This window comes from Serratia marcescens (assembly GCF_006715005.1).
GTDB lineage: Bacteria > Pseudomonadota > Gammaproteobacteria > Enterobacterales > Enterobacteriaceae > Serratia > Serratia montpellierensis.
In genome coordinates this window covers 3794677-3810134 of record NZ_VFMJ01000001.1, presented here as the reverse complement: position 1 = coordinate 3810134, position 15458 = coordinate 3794677, and the positions used below count along the sequence as shown (strand labels likewise).

Below are 15458 nucleotides of genomic sequence, written 5' to 3'. Positions count from 1 at the left end.
GCAACGGCTGTACCCTCTATCAAATGAAATAATGTGATAGCTAATAATTAAAAGGTATTTTACTTCTCCAATAAACGCCGCTGCGGCTAATAAAAATCCGGTGGCCGTAAATATCCCGTCGGCCTGATTTGTCAGCCAAAGTAAACGTTTTTTACCTGACTCCGGTCATGGCGATACACTTCTTCTTCTACAGTATTGAATGGATAAGCGATTGCGCTGTCTATGGTAGATATCTGCGTCCGGGCCGTGTGCCCGGCATTATTTTGTCCCGCGGCGCCGTGGCGCGGCGGTCACCGGGGAGCTGGGCGGCTCCTGCGGTATAACCAGTGAGGAAAGAGCGAGGATGGTCAAGGTGGACAAGCGACGGCTGTTGGCGATGGGGCTGTGCCTGACGGCGTTTTCAGGCGCGGCGCTGGCGGATTCTCTGGATGCGCAACGTCAGCGCTACCAGCAGATCAAACAGGCGTGGGACGGCAATCAGATGGACGTGGTGGCGCAGCTGATGCCGACACTGCGCGATTATCCGCTTTATCCTTACCTGGAATACCGCGAGCTGACTCAGGATCTGAGTCAGGCGGGGTTCTCCGAGGTGAACGACTTTATCAAACGCAACCCGACGCTGCCGCCGGCGAAATCACTGGCGCCGCGCTTCGTCAATGAGTTGGCGCGTCGCGAGGACTGGCGCACCCTGCTGGCCTTCAGCCCGCAGCCGCCCAAACCGGTGGCGGCGCGCTGCAACTATTACTATGCCAAGTGGGCCACCGGCGATCAGCAGGCGGCCTGGAGCGGCGCTGACGAGCTGTGGCTGAACGGCAAAACGCTGCCGGGTGCCTGCGATCGGCTGTTCAGCGTCTGGCGCGGCGCAGGCAAGCAGACGCCGCTGGATATTCTGGCGCGCATGAAGCTGGCGCTGAAAGAGGGCAACAGCTCGCTGGTCAGCAACCTTTACAGCCAGCTGCCGGCCGACTACCAGACCATGGGCAACGCACTGGTGCGTTTGCAAAACGATCCGACCACCGTGGAAGCCTTCGCCCGCAGCGTGGGGCCGACCGACTTTACCCGCGCCGCCACCGGCATCGCCTTTGAGCGCCTGGCGCGGCAGGATGTGGAAAACGCGCGGGCGATGATCCCGACGCTTGCGCGGCTGCAGAAAATGAGCGACGACGAGCGGCTGGGGCTGGAAGAGACGGTGGCCTGGCGCCTGATGGGCAGCGATGCCACCCTTGAACAGGCCCAGTGGCGCGATCAGGTGATTCTGCGCAGTCGTTCGCCGTCGCTGCTGGAGCGCCGGGTGCGCATGGCGCTGGGCAACGGCGATCGGCAGGGTGTGGCGACCTGGCTGGCGCGCCTGCCGGAAGCGTCGCGCAACAAGGATGAGTGGCGCTATTGGCGCGCCAGCCAGCTGATGGACGAGGGCAAACGCGCCGAAGGCGAGGAGATGTTGCGCAACCTGATGACCGAGCGTGGCTTCTACCCGATGGTGGCGGCGCAGAAGCTGAACGCCACCTACCCGGTGATGGTGGCGGTGGCGGCCAAGCCGCGCGCGTCGCTGACCGACGGGCCGGAAGTGGCCCGGGTACGCGAGCTGATGTACTGGAATATGGACAACCTGGCCCGCAGCGAGTGGGGCTCCTACGTCGCCAGCCGCAGCCAGCCGGAACAAGAGGCGCTGGCGCGTTACGCCTTTGAGCAAAAATGGGCCGATCTGAGCGTGCAGGCGACCATCGTCGGCAAGCTGTGGGATCATCTGGAGGAACGCTTCCCGGTCGCCTGGCCACAGGAGTTCCGCCGCGCCACCGATGACAAGGGGATCACCAGCAGCTATGCGATGGCGATAGCGCGTCAGGAGAGCGCCTGGAATCCGAAGGCGCAGTCGCCGGTTGGCGCTTCCGGCCTGATGCAGGTGATGCCGCGCACTGCGCAGCATACGGTGCAGATGTTCAACATTCCCGGCTATGTCGGCCCGAGCCAGCTGTTCGATCCGCAGACCAACATCACCATCGGCACCAGCTATCTGGAGTCGGTCTATCAGCAGTTCGGGCGCAACCGCATTCTGTCGAGCGCCGCTTATAACGCCGGCCCGTCGCGGGTGAATACCTGGCTGGGCAACAGCGCGGGGCGGATCGATCCGGTGGCGTTCATCGAAAGCATTCCGTTTTCGGAAACTCGCGGCTACGTGAAGAACGTGCTGGCTTATGATGCGTTTTACCGTTATCTGACGCACCGGCCGGCCAAGGTGCTGACCGACGCCGAGTGGCAGAGACGTTATTGATTTTGACGGCCCTATGGTATGCTGCTGTACTAGTTAAATAGTATGGTGGCTGCCATGACGCAATTATCGTTAAACGACCCCGCTCTTTCAGAACAAGGCAATGAGGATTGGCTGCGCTTCGTCGCGCTGCTGCAGAATTCGTTTGCGCAAGAGTTGCATCAACCCCTGTTGCAACTGATGCTGACGCCGGACGAACGCACCGCGCTGGGCACTCGGGTGCGGATCATTCAGGAATTGATGCGCGGCGAGATGAGCCAGCGCGAGCTGAAAAATGAATTGGGCGCGGGGATCGCCACCATCACCCGCGGCTCGAACAGCCTGAAAGCGGCGTCACCCGCGCTGAAACAGTGGCTTGAGCAGCAGTTGCTGCACGACGCGCCCTAACAGGCTCGGGTTATTGCTGATAGATGGCGTTGTGGAACGGCACCAGTGCCAGCAGCAGCGCCTGATGATAAACGCTGGTGCGGCTCAGCCGGCCGTCGGTGAAGACGCCGATGGCACCGCCCTGACGCTTCACCTCGGCATTGCCGGTGATTGCCGCCATTTCGCTGCCCAATTCGCGGCCGTCGCGAATACCTTGTAAGATGACTTCCGGCAGCATCAGGCTCGCCGAGCGGGATTCACCGCGGATGGATGGGTTCTCGATGGTCATCCAGGCGAAGGTCATATTCTCTTCAATCCCGGCTTCCACGCCGACCCAAAAATCGGCTTCGGGCCTGACCTGGCGAGCTTCCATCACGCGTTGACGCGCGCCGGTGCGCGTTTCGTGATTGCCTATCGGCTGTAGCGAGACGCCGCTGGCGACGTCGACGGGTTCAATACGATATTGGCCCGCGCCGAAGACGTCGTCGAAGGCCAGTTGAATAGCCTTGATCTTTGCCGGGTTGGTAGTTGCAGCGACAACATGGTACATAACGGGTTTGATATCCTTCTGGCCGATACGCCGGGCAGCGGCGAAGGCGCCGCCGGGCCGGGGATAAACGCAAATTTCACGCAGTATAACGGAAAACAAAAATGTTACAGGTATACCTCGTTCGCCATGGCGAAACGGAATGGAACGCGGCTCGCCGCATCCAGGGTCAGTCCGACAGCCCGTTAACCGCCATGGGTGAACACCAGGCCCGTCTGGTCGCCAGGCGCGTCAGCAAAGAAGGCATTACGCATATCATTACCAGCGACCTGGGGCGCACACGCCGCACCGCGCAGATCATCGCCGAAGCCTGTGGCTGCGAAGTGATTTGCGATCCGCGTTTGCGTGAGCTGCACATGGGGGTTCTGGAAGAACGCCTGATCGACAGTTTAACGCCGCAGGAAGAGCAGTGGCGCAAACAGATGGTCGATGGTACTCCTGACGGCCGTATCCCTCAAGGCGAATCCATGGAGGAGCTGGGCGAGCGCATGCGCGCCGCGCTGGAGAGCTGCCTGATGCTGCCTGAAGGCAGTAAACCGCTGCTCGTCAGCCATGGCATCGCGTTGGGGTGTTTGATCAGTACGGTGCTTGGGCTACCGGCCTATGCGGAACGCCGCCTGCGCTTGCGCAACTGCTCATTGTCGCGCGTCGATCACCAGCAGAGCCCGTGGCTGGCTTCCGGCTGGATCGTGGAAACGGCGGGCGATGTCACGCACCTGGACATGCCCGCGTTGGACGAACTGCAGCGTTAACGCCGAATCGGGATCAGGTAATCGCACTTGATCTCGATAGGCGCCTGATGCGGACGGCGCTCGCCTTTCGGATAGAAACGCTCGATGTCGTGCCCCTTGCGACGCGTCAGCTGGAGCGCCGGCAGGCAGGTGCCATACACCGTCAGGATGAAGTCTTGCAGCCCCTCGGTGGGCCCTTCGTAGCTGAACATCGCAAATTCGCCGCCCGGCAACACCAGTGGCTGGCCTTCCTGCACCTTGTCAGGCACCTGATCCGGCTCCAGCGCCGTGGTGTACAGCACTTCCTGTTCGTCGTCCTTCTCCTGGCTCGGGCGCGAGTGGTGCAGCCCGTATAGCACCGGTGGCAGGGTATCGACGTCACCGAGGAACTGGCGCCAGAACTGCGAGCGCAGTTCGGTGCGCACGGTGGTGATCTGTTCCAGCGTACAAGAGTAGCTTTGGGTCAGGCCGACCAGAGGCTTATCCGGCAACGAGACGAATTCCGGCTGCGGCAGGGTGAAGGCCCCCAGACGGATCGGCGGACAGATGCCGAACGCGTTCCAGTCTTCGGCGCGGCGGTATAGCGCCGGCGTTTGCGCAAACTGTTTCTTGAAGGCGCGGGTGAAGGTCTGCTGCGAGTCGAAGCGATATTGCAGGGCGATATCCAAAATCGGCCGGCCGGTCAGGCGCAGCGCGACGGCGGCTTTGGACAGTCTCCTTGCCCGGATGTAAGCACCGATGGCGTTACCGGTAATATCTTTGAACATCCGTTGCAGATGCCATTTGGAGTAGCCAGCCTTGGCCGCTACGTTATCCAGCGACAAGGGTTGGTCCAAATGGCTTTCCAGCCAGCTAAGCAGATCACGAATGATACCGGCTTGATCCATAGATCTTCCTCGTAAAGCTTGGGGTAGGAACCCGAACTGTTGATTTGTCACGCTGGTGCTGCGCTATCAGACCGATCCATGAGCCATTATGCGTTGCACTCTTTGCCTCTGCTGCGCATGCCGCGCCAGAGTTGGATTGGGGTACACCGTAGTGGGCGCAAAGAAATAACGACGCCGCATCATAGCAATTTTTTTACTCCGCGACTCTCAAAGATTTTTGTCACGCTCTGTGCTAAAACGGTCGGTGCGGACCCGTAAAAACCGATTCCGTGAGCTTAGACATAAATAATGGCGATCGCCGAACCTATTTTTGCGGCAAGGTTACATCGGAGTTAAGTAAATGAAAAAAGGCTGGATATTTTTATTCGGTTTGGTTTGCGCAAGCGTTGGCAGCGCGCAGGCGGAGCAGGTGGGCTCCGTTGATACTGTGTTTAAATTGTTGGGGCCGGACCACAAAATCGTGGTGGAGGCGTTCGACGATCCGGATGTTAAAAATGTAACTTGTTATATCAGCCGCGCCAAAACCGGCGGCATCAAAGGCGGCCTGGGGCTGGCGGAAGACACCGCCGACGCGGCCATTTCCTGCCAACAGGTGGGGCCTATCGAGCTGAGCGACAAGATCAAAAACGGCAAGGCGGAAGGCGATGTGGTGTTCCAGAAACGCACCTCGCTGGTGTTCAAGAAGCTGCAGGTGGTGCGCTTCTACGACGCCAAGCGCAATTCGCTGATTTACCTGAGCTACTCTGACAAGGTGATCGACGGCTCACCGAAGAATGCGCTGAGCGCGGTGCCGATCATGCCGTGGGCCGAGGCGAAATAAAAAAAACGGGGTTCAGCATGCTGAACCCCGTTTTCATGACGGCAGGCCGGAATTACTCTTCCAGATCGCCGCAGAAGCGGTAGCCTTCGCCGTGAATGGTGGCGATGATTTCCGGCGTGTCCGGCGTCGATTCGAAGTGTTTGCGAATGCGACGGATGGTGACGTCCACGGTACGATCGTGCGGCTTCAGTTCGCGGCCGGTCATTTTCTTCAGCAGTTCGCCGCGGGACTGGATCTTGCCCGGGTTTTCGCAGAAGTGCAGCATGGCGCGGAATTCGCTGCGCGGCAGCTTGTATTGTTCGCCGGCCGGGCTGATCAGCGAGCGGCTGTTGATGTCCAGCTCCCAACCGTTGAACTTGTAGCTCTCGACCAGACGGCGCTCTTCGCCGAGGCTGCCCAGGTTCATGGTACGCGACAGCAGGTTGCGTGCGCGGATGGTCAGCTCACGCGGGTTGAACGGTTTGGTGATGTAATCGTCGGCGCCGATTTCCAGGCCGAGGATTTTATCCACTTCGTTATCGCGACCGGTCAGGAACATCAAGGCGACGCTGGCCTGTTCGCGCAGTTCGCGCGCCAACAGCAGGCCGTTTTTGCCTGGCAGGTTGATGTCCATGATGACCAGATTGATATCATTTTCAGACAGGATATTGTGCATCTCTGCACCATCATTGGCTTCATGAACAATGTAGCCTTCCGCCTCGAAAATGCTCTTCAGGGTGTTACGAGTGACTAACTCGTCTTCGACAATCAGAATGTGCGGGGTCTGCATATTTGCTACCTAAAATTGCCAACAAAATAGAAAATCGGAAGTACAGAAGTCTCTGTTTTCTTAGAGGAGGGCAGAGATAGCGCCACGTTCCCTCTCAGCAAATGACTAAAGTACGTAAACTCGTTCTTGATGCACTTTCCATCTCATGTCAACAAGATCGCTAGCCTGGTGGGGATGCTGTTCCCTACAACCCCTGGGGGGCCAAATTGGCGCATATCCTAACCCCATTAACAGCAATATAACAGCGCGTGCCGAATTCATCACCCAACAAAACTACGCTTTGTTGACATATATCAAATTCAATTGTAGCACGTTAACAGATTTGTGAAAAACACTTACAGAAATGCCAGTTTAAGTCACAGAACGTCAAATTCTGTGAACGATTCAGCATTATCCGGCCCGATAGGATACAATTATTCGCTTATTGATCATGGCGTTGTTTTAACTCATTGATAAATAAATGCAGTAAAACATAAGCAGGAATAATGACTATTACGACGGGTTTATTAGCTCAACGAGCCGTTTAATCTTGTTTGTTGCTATTAACGCGTTTATTGTTGCGCAATTGTAAATATAAGCGGGCGCTGCGTCACCGTCAAAAACGCAGACCCGCATTCGGTGGAAGAGTGATGCAGCTTCATATTGTTTTAGTGGCTCCGGCGCGGCCGGAAAATGTCGGCGCGGCGGCGCGCGCGATGAAAACCATGGGCTTCACGTCGCTGCGCATCGTCGACAGCGAGGCGCACCTGCAGCCGGCTGCGCGTTGGGTCGCGCACGGGGCCGGCGAGATCCTCGACGGCGTGCAAACGTTCTCCACGCTGGAGCAGGCGTTGGCGGATGTCGACTTCACCGTTGCTACCACCGCCCGCAGCCGCGCGCGCTTTCACTACTACTGCACGCCGCCTGAGCTGCTGGAGCAGTTGAGCGAGCGCCGGCAATGGGTCGGTCAGACTGCGCTGGTGTTCGGTCGCGAGGATTCCGGCCTGACCAACGAAGAGCTGGCGCTGGCGGATTTGCTGACAGGGGTGCCGATGCAGGCGGACTATCCGTCGCTTAACCTGGGCCAGGCGGTCATGGTTTACTGCTACCAGTTGGCGAGCTTGATGGGCGTCAGCACGCCGCAGGAAACGGCGGCCTCTGAAGGGCAGCTCAGAGCGCTGCGCCACCGCGCCGATGCCTTGTTGGACACCTTGGATGTCGGCGATGACCAAAAATTGCGCGACTGGCTGCACCAGCGCCTCGGGGCGTTGCAACAGCGAGATACGGCGATGTTGCATACGTTGCTGCACGACATCGAAAAAAAACTCGCCAAGTGATAGCGGCTTCATCAAGCAGTTACCCAGCGTAATCAACTGGTAAGTAGGCTTTAATTTGTTTTTTTGTTCTGTTGTTTTGCTTTTCACCTGTTGCATCGCGCATTACCGCCGCTGAACGGAAAATAAGCAAAAAAAAGAAATCGTTTGACTTGGGATAGCGATTGCTTTAACCAATAGAGGGGACAGAGTATTTCATGAGACAGACAGACAACATGCGCAATATCAGCCTGACTACCACAATTATTACCACCACCGATACCACAGGTAACGGGGCGGGCTGACGCGCACAGGAAACACAGAAAAAAGCCCGCACCTAATCAGTGCGGGCTTTTTTTTCGGCTTAAATTCGGAGAGATCACACATGCGAGTGCTGAAATTTGGCGGAACCTCGGTGGCGAATGCAGAACGTTTTCTGCGCGTCGCCGACATCATGGAGAGTAACGCGCGTCAGGGACAGGTAGCCACGGTCTTGTCCGCCCCCGCAAAGATCACCAACCATCTGGTGGCGATGATCGACAAAACGGTGGCGGGCCAGGACATTCTGCCGAATATCAGCGACGCCGAGCGGATCTTTGCCGATCTGCTGAGCGGCCTGGCGCAGGCGCTGCCGGGCTTTGAGTACGATCGCCTGAAGGGCGTCGTCGATCAGGAATTCGCGCAGCTCAAGCAGGTGCTGCACGGCGTCTCGCTGCTGGGGCAGTGCCCGGACAGCGTGAACGCGGCGATCATCTGCCGCGGCGAAAAGCTCTCCATCGCCATCATGGAAGGGGTATTCCGCGCCAAGGGCTACCCGGTCACGGTGATCAACCCGGTGGAGAAACTGCTGGCGCAGGGTCACTACCTGGAGTCCACCGTGGACATCGCCGAGTCCACGCTGCGCATCGCCGCAGCGGCGATCCCGGCCGACCACATCGTGCTGATGGCCGGTTTCACCGCCGGTAACGACAAGGGCGAGCTGGTGGTGTTGGGCCGTAACGGCTCCGACTATTCCGCCGCCGTGCTGGCCGCCTGCCTGCGCGCCGACTGTTGCGAGATCTGGACCGACGTCGACGGCGTGTATACCTGCGATCCGCGCACCGTGCCGGACGCCAGGCTGCTGAAATCGATGTCGTACCAGGAGGCGATGGAACTCTCCTATTTCGGCGCCAAAGTGCTGCACCCTCGCACCATCACGCCGATTGCCCAGTTCCAAATCCCTTGCCTGATTAAAAACACCTCCAACCCGCAGGCCCCCGGCACGCTGATCGGCAAAGACAGCACCGATGACGCGATGCCGGTGAAAGGCATCACCAACCTGAACAACATGGCGATGATCAACGTCTCCGGCCCGGGCATGAAAGGCATGGTCGGCATGGCCGCGCGGGTGTTCGCCGTGATGTCGCGCGCCGGCATTTCGGTGGTGTTGATCACCCAGTCCTCTTCTGAATACAGCATCAGCTTCTGCGTGCCGCAGGGCGAACTGCAGCGCGCCCGCCGTGCGCTGGAGGAGGAGTTCTATCTGGAGTTGAAAGACGGCGTGCTGGATCCGCTGGACGTCATGGAACGCCTGGCGATTATCTCGGTGGTCGGTGACGGCATGCGGACCCTGCGTGGCATCTCCGCGCGCTTCTTCTCCGCGCTGGCGCGCGCCAACATCAATATCGTCGCTATCGCCCAGGGCTCTTCCGAGCGTTCAATTTCGGTGGTGGTCAGCAATGATTCCGCCACCACCGGCGTGCGCGTCAGCCACCAGATGCTGTTCAACACCGATCAGGTGATCGAAGTGTTCGTCATCGGCGTCGGCGGTGTCGGCGGGGCGCTGATCGAGCAAGTCTACCGCCAGCAGCCGTGGCTGAAGCAAAAACATATCGACCTGCGGGTGTGCGGCATCGCCAACTCGCGCGTGATGCTGACCAACGTGCACGGCATCGCGCTGGACAGCTGGCGCGACGAGCTGGCCGGCGCGCAGGAGCCGTTCAATCTCGGCCGCCTGATCCGGCTGGTGAAGGAGTATCACCTGCTGAACCCGGTGATCGTCGACTGTACCTCCAGCCAGGCGGTGGCCGATCAATACGTGGACTTCCTGGCGGACGGTTTCCACGTGGTGACGCCGAACAAAAAGGCCAACACCTCGTCGATGAACTATTATCAGCAACTGCGCGCGGCCGCTGCCGGTTCGCACCGCAAGTTCCTCTATGACACCAACGTTGGCGCCGGTCTGCCGGTGATTGAGAACCTGCAAAACCTGCTGAACGCCGGCGATGAGCTGGTGCGCTTCTCCGGCATCCTGTCCGGGTCGCTGTCCTTTATCTTCGGCAAGCTGGACGAAGGGCTGTCGCTGTCGGCGGCGACCCTGCAGGCCCGGGCCAACGGCTACACCGAGCCGGATCCGCGCGACGATCTGTCCGGTATGGACGTGGCGCGCAAGCTGCTGATCCTGGCGCGCGAGGCCGGTTATAAACTGGAGCTGAGCGATATCGAGGTCGAGCCGGTGCTGCCGCCGTCCTTCGACGCGTCGGGCGACGTGGAGCCGTTCCTGGCGCGGCTGCCGGAGCTGGATAAAGAATTCGCGCGCAACGTGGCCAACGCCGCCGAACAAGGCAAGGTGCTGCGCTATGTCGGCCTGATCGACGAAGGGCGCTGCAAGGTGCGCATCGAGGCGGTGGACGGCAACGATCCGTTGTATAAAGTGAAGAACGGCGAGAACGCGCTGGCCTTCTACAGCCGCTACTATCAGCCGCTGCCGCTGGTGCTGCGCGGCTACGGCGCCGGTAACGATGTGACCGCAGCGGGTGTGTTCGCCGATCTGCTGCGCACACTGTCATGGAAGTTGGGAGTTTAATATGGTTAAGGTGTATGCACCGGCCTCGATCGGTAACGTCAGCGTCGGTTTCGATGTACTGGGCGCGGCGGTTTCGCCGATCGACGGCACGCTGCTGGGCGACTGCGTCAGCGTCGAAGCCGCCGAGACGTTCAGTTTGCAAAATGCCGGGCGCTTCGTCAGCAAGCTGCCGGCCGAGCCGAAAGAGAACATCGTTTATCAATGCTGGGAGCGCTTCTGCCAGGAGATCGGCCGCGAAGTGCCGGTGGCGATGCGGTTGGAAAAGAACATGCCGATCGGTTCGGGGCTGGGTTCCAGCGCCTGTTCGGTGGTGGCCGGGCTGATGGCGATGAACGAATTTTGCGATCGCCCGCTGGATAAGATGACGCTGCTCGGCCTGATGGGCGAGCTGGAAGGGCGCATTTCCGGCAGCGTGCATTACGACAACGTGGCGCCATGCTATTTGGGCGGCCTGCAGTTGATGCTGGAAGAAGAAGGCATCATCAGCCAGGAGGTGCCGTGCTTCGACGATTGGCTGTGGGTCATGGCCTATCCGGGTATCAAGGTCTCTACCGCCGAAGCGCGCGCCATTTTACCCGCCCAATACCGTCGTCAGGATTGCATCAGCCACGGCCGCTATCTGGCCGGCTTTATCCATGCCTGCCACACCCGGCAGCCGCAGCTGGCCGCCAAATTGATGCAGGACGTGATCGCCGAACCGTACCGCACCCGTCTGCTGCCGGGCTTCGCCGAAGCGCGCAAGGCGGCGCAGGAGATCGGCGCGCTGGCCTGCGGCATCTCCGGTTCCGGCCCGACGCTGTTCGCCGTCTGCAACGACGGCGCCACCGCGCAACGCATGGCCGCCTGGCTGCAACAACACTATCTGCAAAACGACGAAGGTTTTGTTCATATTTGCCGTCTGGATACCGCAGGCGCTCGACTACTGGGATAACGCATGAAACTGTACAACCTTAAGGATCACAACGAGCAGGTCAGCTTCGCGCAGGCGATCAAACAAGGCCTGGGCAAGCAGCAGGGGCTGTTCTTCCCGCTGGAGCTGCCGGAGTTCGAACTGACCGAGATCGACCAGCTGCTGGAGCAGGACTTTGTCACCCGCAGCAGCCGCATTCTGTCGGCCTTTATCGGCGAAGAGGTGCCGGAAGCGGCGCTGAAGAAACGCGTGCAGGCCGCCTTTGAGTTCCCGGCGCCGGTGGCGAAAGTGACGGAAGACGTCTCCTGCCTGGAGCTGTTCCACGGCCCGACGCTGGCGTTCAAAGACTTCGGCGGCCGCTTTATGGCGCAGATGCTGGCGGAAGTGGCCGGCGATCAGCCGGTGACCATTTTGACCGCCACCTCCGGTGACACCGGCGCCGCCGTGGCGCACGCCTTCTACGGCCTGAAAAACGTCCGGGTGGTGATCCTCTACCCGCAGGGCAAAATCAGCCCGTTGCAAGAGAAACTGTTCTGTACCTTGGGCGGCAACATTCACACCGTGGCGATCGACGGCGACTTCGACGCCTGTCAGGCGCTGGTGAAGCAGGCGTTCGACGATCAGGAGTTGAAAGATGCGCTGCACCTGAACTCGGCCAACTCGATCAACATCAGCCGCTTGCTGGCGCAGATCTGTTACTACTTCGAAGCGGTGGCGCAGCTGCCGCAGGAAGCGCGCAATCAGCTGGTCATTTCGGTGCCGAGCGGCAACTTCGGCGATCTGACCGCCGGGCTGCTGGCCAAGTCGCTGGGGTTGCCGGTGAAGCGCTTCATCGCCGCCACCAACGCCAACGACACCGTGCCGCGCTTCCTGACCAACGGCCAGTGGCAGCCGCACGCCACGGTCGCGACGCTGTCCAACGCTATGGACGTCAGCCAGCCAAACAACTGGCCGCGCGTGGAAGAGCTGTTCCGTCGTAAGGTCTGGCAGCTGAAAGAGCTGGGTCACGCGGCGGTCAGCGATGAGACCACCAGGGAAACGATGCGTGAACTGGCCGAGCTGGGCTATATCTCAGAACCGCATGCGGCCATTGCCTATCGCGCGCTGCGCGATCAGCTGCAGGACGGAGAGTTTGGCCTGTTCCTCGGTACCGCGCATCCGGCCAAGTTTAAAGAGAGCGTAGAAGCGATCCTCGGCCAGGAACTGCCGTTGCCGAAAGCGCTGGCGCTGCGGGCCGATCTGCCGCTGCTGTCGCACACGCTCCCGGCCGGCTTCGGCGAGCTGCGCAAGTTCCTGATGGGACTGCCGGCCTGAAGTTCAGCAGGCTAGAATGCGAAAAGCCGTCTTGCGACGGCTTTTTTTATGCCTGCTCCGGGCGTTTGAACACCAGTTCATTACCCTGCGAGGCGGCTTCGTCGAAGGCGTAGCCTTCCAGGTTGAAGTCCACCAGCTGTTCGCTGCGCGTCAGGCGATTTTTGATGATAAAGCGGCTCATCAACCCGCGCGCTTTCTTGGCGTAGAAGCTGATGACCTTGTACTTGCCGTTCTTCTCGTCGAGGAACACCGGTTTGATCAGCGCGCCGTGCAGTTTGGCCGGCTTCACCGCCTTGAAATACTCGTCGGACGCCAGATTGACCACCACGTCGTCGCCCTGCTGCTCCAGCGCTTCGTTGAGCTTCTGGGTGATTTTATCGCCCCAGAAGCTGTACAGGTCTTTGCCTTTCGGGTTTTCCAGCTTGATGCCCATCTCCAGCCGGTACGGCATCATCAGATCGAGCGGGCGCAGCACGCCATACAGGCCGGACAGCATGCGCAGATGCTGCTGGGCGAAGTCGAAATCGGCTTCGTTGAAATCCTGCGCCTGCAGGCCGGTGTAAACGTCTCCCTTGAACGCCAGCAGCGCCTGACGGGCATTGTCCGGGGTAAATTTCGGCTGCCACTCGCTAAAGCGCGCGGCGTTCAGCCCGGCCAGCTTGTCGCTGATGCTCATCAGGCTGGCGATTTGCGCCGGCGTCAGCTCGCGGCAAATTTTGATCAGCTGTTTCGACTTGTCCAGCAGTTCGGGCTGCGTGAAGCGTTCTGTCGCCAGCGGGCTTTCGTAATCGAGAGTTTTTGCAGGGGAAATAATAACGAGCATGGCCAGATCCTGTTTATCCAAGTTCGGATACTGTAGCAAAAAGCGCGGGAAAAAGGGGCAATCGGTCCAATAGGCCGGGGCGCGTATCGCAGGCGCCCCGGAAAACTCAGCGCGGCGGCTTTTGGTCGTCCCACACGCCCGGCTCCAGCTGCGACTTCAGCTCCGGATAACGGGTGGCGTCGAAGGTTGGCAGCTTGCCCAGGCGGCGTTGGCGATGGTAGTCGTCGGCCAGTTTCAGCGCCACCCGCGACAGCAGCAGGATCGCCGTCAGGTTGGTGATCGCCATCAGGGCCATGGAGGTATCTGCCATTTTCCACACCAGCGGCAGCTCCGCCAGCGCGCCGAACATCACCATGCCCAGCGCCACGCAGCGGAAAATCAGCAGGCCGCCCGGGTGGTTGTGCTCGAGGAACACCAGGTTGCTCTCGGCATAGGCATAGTTGGCGATGATCGAGGTGAAGGCGAAGAAGAAGATGGCGATGGCGACGAACGGTGCCCCCCAGCTGCCGACGGCGGTCGACAGCGCGCGCTGCGTCAGATCGATGCCGCTGATGCTGTCGGTCGGCTGATCGAGTATGCCGGAAGAGAGGATGATCGCCGCAGTGGCGCTGCAGATGACGATGGTATCGATAAACACCCCGAGCATTTGCACATAGCCTTGCGAAGCCGGATGGGGCGGATAAGGCGAGGCGGACGCCGCCGCGTTGGGCGCCGAGCCCATGCCGGCTTCGTTGGAGAACAGGCCACGCTGCACGCCCTGGGTCATCGCCTGGGAGATGCCGTAACCGACGGCACCGGCCGCGGCTTCCTGCAGGCCGAAGGCGCTTTTGAAAATCAGCGCCAGGATCGCCGGCATATGTTCGATGTTATGGCCAATCACCCAGAGAGCCAGCAGCAAGTAGGCGCCCGCCATCAGCGGTACCACCAGCTCGGCCACTTTGGCGATGGAACGGATGCCGCCGAAGATCACCACGCCGCTCAGCAACACCAGGCCGATGCCGACGTGCAGCGGCTGCAAATGGAAGGCGACGGCGGAGGCCTGGGCGATGGAGTTGGCCTGCACGGCGTTGAATACCAGGCCGAACGCGATGATCAGGAAGATGGAGAACAGCACGCCCATCCAGCGCATGCCGAGGCCCTTTTCCATGTAGTAGGCCGGGCCGCCGCGGTAGTTGCCGTTATCGTCTTTGGTTTTGTAGAGCTGAGCCAGCGAGCTTTCCACAAAGGAGGTGGCCATGCCGATAAACGCCACCACCCACATCCAGAAGATGGCGCCGGGGCCGCCGGCGGTCAGGGCGATGGCGACGCCGGTCAGGTTGCCGGTGCCGACGCGCGCCGCCAGCGTAGTGCACAGCGCCTGGAAAGAGGAGATGCCGGCGCTGTCGCTTTTATTGCTGTTTTTCAACACCGAGAACATGTGGCTGAAGTGGCGGAGCTGGATAAAACGGGTGCGCAACGTGAAGTAGATGCCGGTGCCGAGCAGCAGATAAATCAGCACCGACCCCCACAAAATGTTGTTTATAAAGTTCATCAGGTCCGTCAAGGGATCCCTCCTTTTATCGAAATTTAATGCGCACCTTGCAGCATCCACCGCAGGTGAAAAACATTGGCCTATTTTTACAAGAGCTTAGCTGGAATCGGTCCGGCGTCAGTCGATTAAGATTTTTCGCAGATTAGCGGACGAATTGCATCAATTTTTTCGAATTTAACATAATTTATTCGGACAATAGCACGTTATTGCCTTTCCATCCGTTCGGTTATGGCGAAAGATATCGGCGTAAACGGTTGCTCGCCCAAGGATAAAACAGATGCTTGCGCGCCGCGGTTTTCCAGCCTTGCACCGGGCTTGGCGCATGTTATTATCAGGGTAGGGCATGGTTGAACA

14 protein-coding genes and 1 other annotated feature are annotated in these 15458 nt (G+C 59.6%); of the genes, 9 read left to right on the top strand and 5 right to left on the bottom strand.

Annotation, left to right across the window (positions count from 1 at the left end; translation table 11 throughout):
- Positions 1–343: 343 nt before the first annotated feature.
- Together sltY and trpR are read left to right on the top strand one after the other, a co-directional pair.
- The gene (sltY, locus tag FHU12_RS18520) at positions 344–2272 is read left to right on the top strand and encodes a murein transglycosylase (protein ID WP_260440738.1); all 1929 of its coding nucleotides are present in this window, start codon (positions 344–346) and stop codon (positions 2270–2272) included.
- Between the two features lie 54 nt (positions 2273–2326).
- The gene (gene trpR / locus FHU12_RS18515) at positions 2327–2656 is read left to right on the top strand and encodes a trp operon repressor (RefSeq protein WP_016929152.1); all 330 of its coding nucleotides are present in this window, start codon (positions 2327–2329) and stop codon (positions 2654–2656) included.
- A gap of 10 nt (positions 2657–2666) precedes the next feature.
- On the opposite strand, the gene yjjX is transcribed toward trpR, so the two are convergent.
- A complete protein-coding gene (yjjX, locus tag FHU12_RS18510; protein ID WP_141971041.1) occupies positions 2667–3185 on the bottom strand; it encodes an inosine/xanthosine triphosphatase in 519 nt (172 codons plus the stop codon).
- 101 nt (positions 3186–3286) lie between these two features.
- Here yjjX and gpmB point away from each other — a divergent pair, with 101 nt between their 5' ends.
- The gene (gene gpmB / locus FHU12_RS18505) at positions 3287–3934 is read left to right on the top strand and encodes a 2,3-diphosphoglycerate-dependent phosphoglycerate mutase GpmB (RefSeq protein WP_038878534.1); all 648 of its coding nucleotides are present in this window, start codon (positions 3287–3289) and stop codon (positions 3932–3934) included.
- Here gpmB and robA read toward each other — a convergent pair.
- Positions 3931–4800, bottom strand: coding sequence for an MDR efflux pump AcrAB transcriptional activator RobA (gene robA, locus FHU12_RS18500; RefSeq protein WP_126179571.1), 870 nt, complete (start codon positions 4798–4800; stop codon positions 3931–3933). The two genes, gpmB and robA, sit on opposite strands and share 4 nt — an antisense overlap.
- A gap of 340 nt (positions 4801–5140) precedes the next feature.
- Between robA and creA the strand changes: the two genes are divergently transcribed.
- Positions 5141–5620, top strand: coding sequence for a protein CreA (gene creA, locus FHU12_RS18495; protein WP_141971039.1), 480 nt, complete (start codon positions 5141–5143; stop codon positions 5618–5620).
- Positions 5621–5672: 52 nt separating this feature from the next.
- Here the strand turns inward: creA and arcA are convergent, their stop codons facing one another.
- A complete protein-coding gene (arcA, locus tag FHU12_RS18490; protein ID WP_004933003.1) occupies positions 5673–6389 on the bottom strand; it encodes a two-component system response regulator ArcA in 717 nt (238 codons plus the stop codon).
- Positions 6390–7018: 629 nt separating this feature from the next.
- Between arcA and FHU12_RS18485 the strand changes: the two genes are divergently transcribed.
- From FHU12_RS18485 to thrC, 5 genes are all read left to right on the top strand, one after another.
- A complete protein-coding gene (locus FHU12_RS18485; protein WP_141971037.1) occupies positions 7019–7705 on the top strand; it encodes a tRNA/rRNA methyltransferase in 687 nt (228 codons plus the stop codon).
- A 194-nt stretch (positions 7706–7899) separates the two neighbouring features.
- On the top strand, positions 7900–7986 hold the full coding sequence (gene thrL / locus FHU12_RS18480; protein WP_071845095.1) for a thr operon leader peptide: 87 nt from the start codon (positions 7900–7902) through the stop codon (positions 7984–7986).
- Positions 7925–8042: a sequence feature (Thr leader region), on the top strand. Its footprint overlaps the gene before it by 62 nt.
- A gap of 24 nt (positions 8043–8066) precedes the next feature.
- On the top strand, positions 8067–10526 hold the full coding sequence (gene thrA / locus FHU12_RS18475) for a bifunctional aspartate kinase/homoserine dehydrogenase I (protein WP_141971035.1): 2460 nt from the start codon (positions 8067–8069) through the stop codon (positions 10524–10526).
- A gap of 1 nt (position 10527) precedes the next feature.
- Positions 10528–11457: a homoserine kinase gene (thrB, locus tag FHU12_RS18470; protein WP_103687289.1), complete on the top strand. Its 930-nt coding sequence runs from the start codon at positions 10528–10530 to the stop codon at positions 11455–11457.
- A gap of 3 nt (positions 11458–11460) precedes the next feature.
- Entirely contained in the window at positions 11461–12750 is a 1290-nt protein-coding gene (thrC, locus tag FHU12_RS18465; protein WP_141971034.1) for a threonine synthase, read from the top strand.
- A 46-nt stretch (positions 12751–12796) separates the two neighbouring features.
- Here thrC and yaaA read toward each other — a convergent pair whose 3' ends face one another.
- The gene (gene yaaA / locus FHU12_RS18460; RefSeq protein WP_060434199.1) at positions 12797–13573 is read right to left on the bottom strand and encodes a peroxide stress protein YaaA; all 777 of its coding nucleotides are present in this window, start codon (positions 13571–13573) and stop codon (positions 12797–12799) included.
- A gap of 106 nt (positions 13574–13679) precedes the next feature.
- The gene (locus tag FHU12_RS18455; RefSeq protein ID WP_025301518.1) at positions 13680–15116 is read right to left on the bottom strand and encodes an alanine/glycine:cation symporter family protein; all 1437 of its coding nucleotides are present in this window, start codon (positions 15114–15116) and stop codon (positions 13680–13682) included.
- Positions 15117–15458 lie beyond the last annotated feature (342 nt).

Coding starts and splice junctions, on each gene's coding strand:
- arcA (WP_004933003.1), bottom strand. CDS start 6,389: ATGCAGACCCCGCACATTCTGATTGTCGAAGACGAGTTAGTCACTCGT.
- yaaA (WP_060434199.1), bottom strand. CDS start 13,573: ATGCTCGTTATTATTTCCCCTGCAAAAACTCTCGATTACGAAAGCCCG.
- creA (WP_141971039.1), top strand. CDS start 5,141: ATGAAAAAAGGCTGGATATTTTTATTCGGTTTGGTTTGCGCAAGCGTT.
- trpR (WP_016929152.1), top strand. CDS start 2,327: ATGACGCAATTATCGTTAAACGACCCCGCTCTTTCAGAACAAGGCAAT.
- yjjX (WP_141971041.1), bottom strand. CDS start 3,185: ATGTACCATGTTGTCGCTGCAACTACCAACCCGGCAAAGATCAAGGCT.
- FHU12_RS18485 (WP_141971037.1), top strand. CDS start 7,019: ATGCAGCTTCATATTGTTTTAGTGGCTCCGGCGCGGCCGGAAAATGTC.
- thrC (WP_141971034.1), top strand. CDS start 11,461: ATGAAACTGTACAACCTTAAGGATCACAACGAGCAGGTCAGCTTCGCG.
- thrB (WP_103687289.1), top strand. CDS start 10,528: ATGGTTAAGGTGTATGCACCGGCCTCGATCGGTAACGTCAGCGTCGGT.
- thrA (WP_141971035.1), top strand. CDS start 8,067: ATGCGAGTGCTGAAATTTGGCGGAACCTCGGTGGCGAATGCAGAACGT.
- gpmB (WP_038878534.1), top strand. CDS start 3,287: ATGTTACAGGTATACCTCGTTCGCCATGGCGAAACGGAATGGAACGCG.
- robA (WP_126179571.1), bottom strand. CDS start 4,800: ATGGATCAAGCCGGTATCATTCGTGATCTGCTTAGCTGGCTGGAAAGC.
- sltY (WP_260440738.1), top strand. CDS start 344: ATGGTCAAGGTGGACAAGCGACGGCTGTTGGCGATGGGGCTGTGCCTG.
- thrL (WP_071845095.1), top strand. CDS start 7,900: ATGAGACAGACAGACAACATGCGCAATATCAGCCTGACTACCACAATT.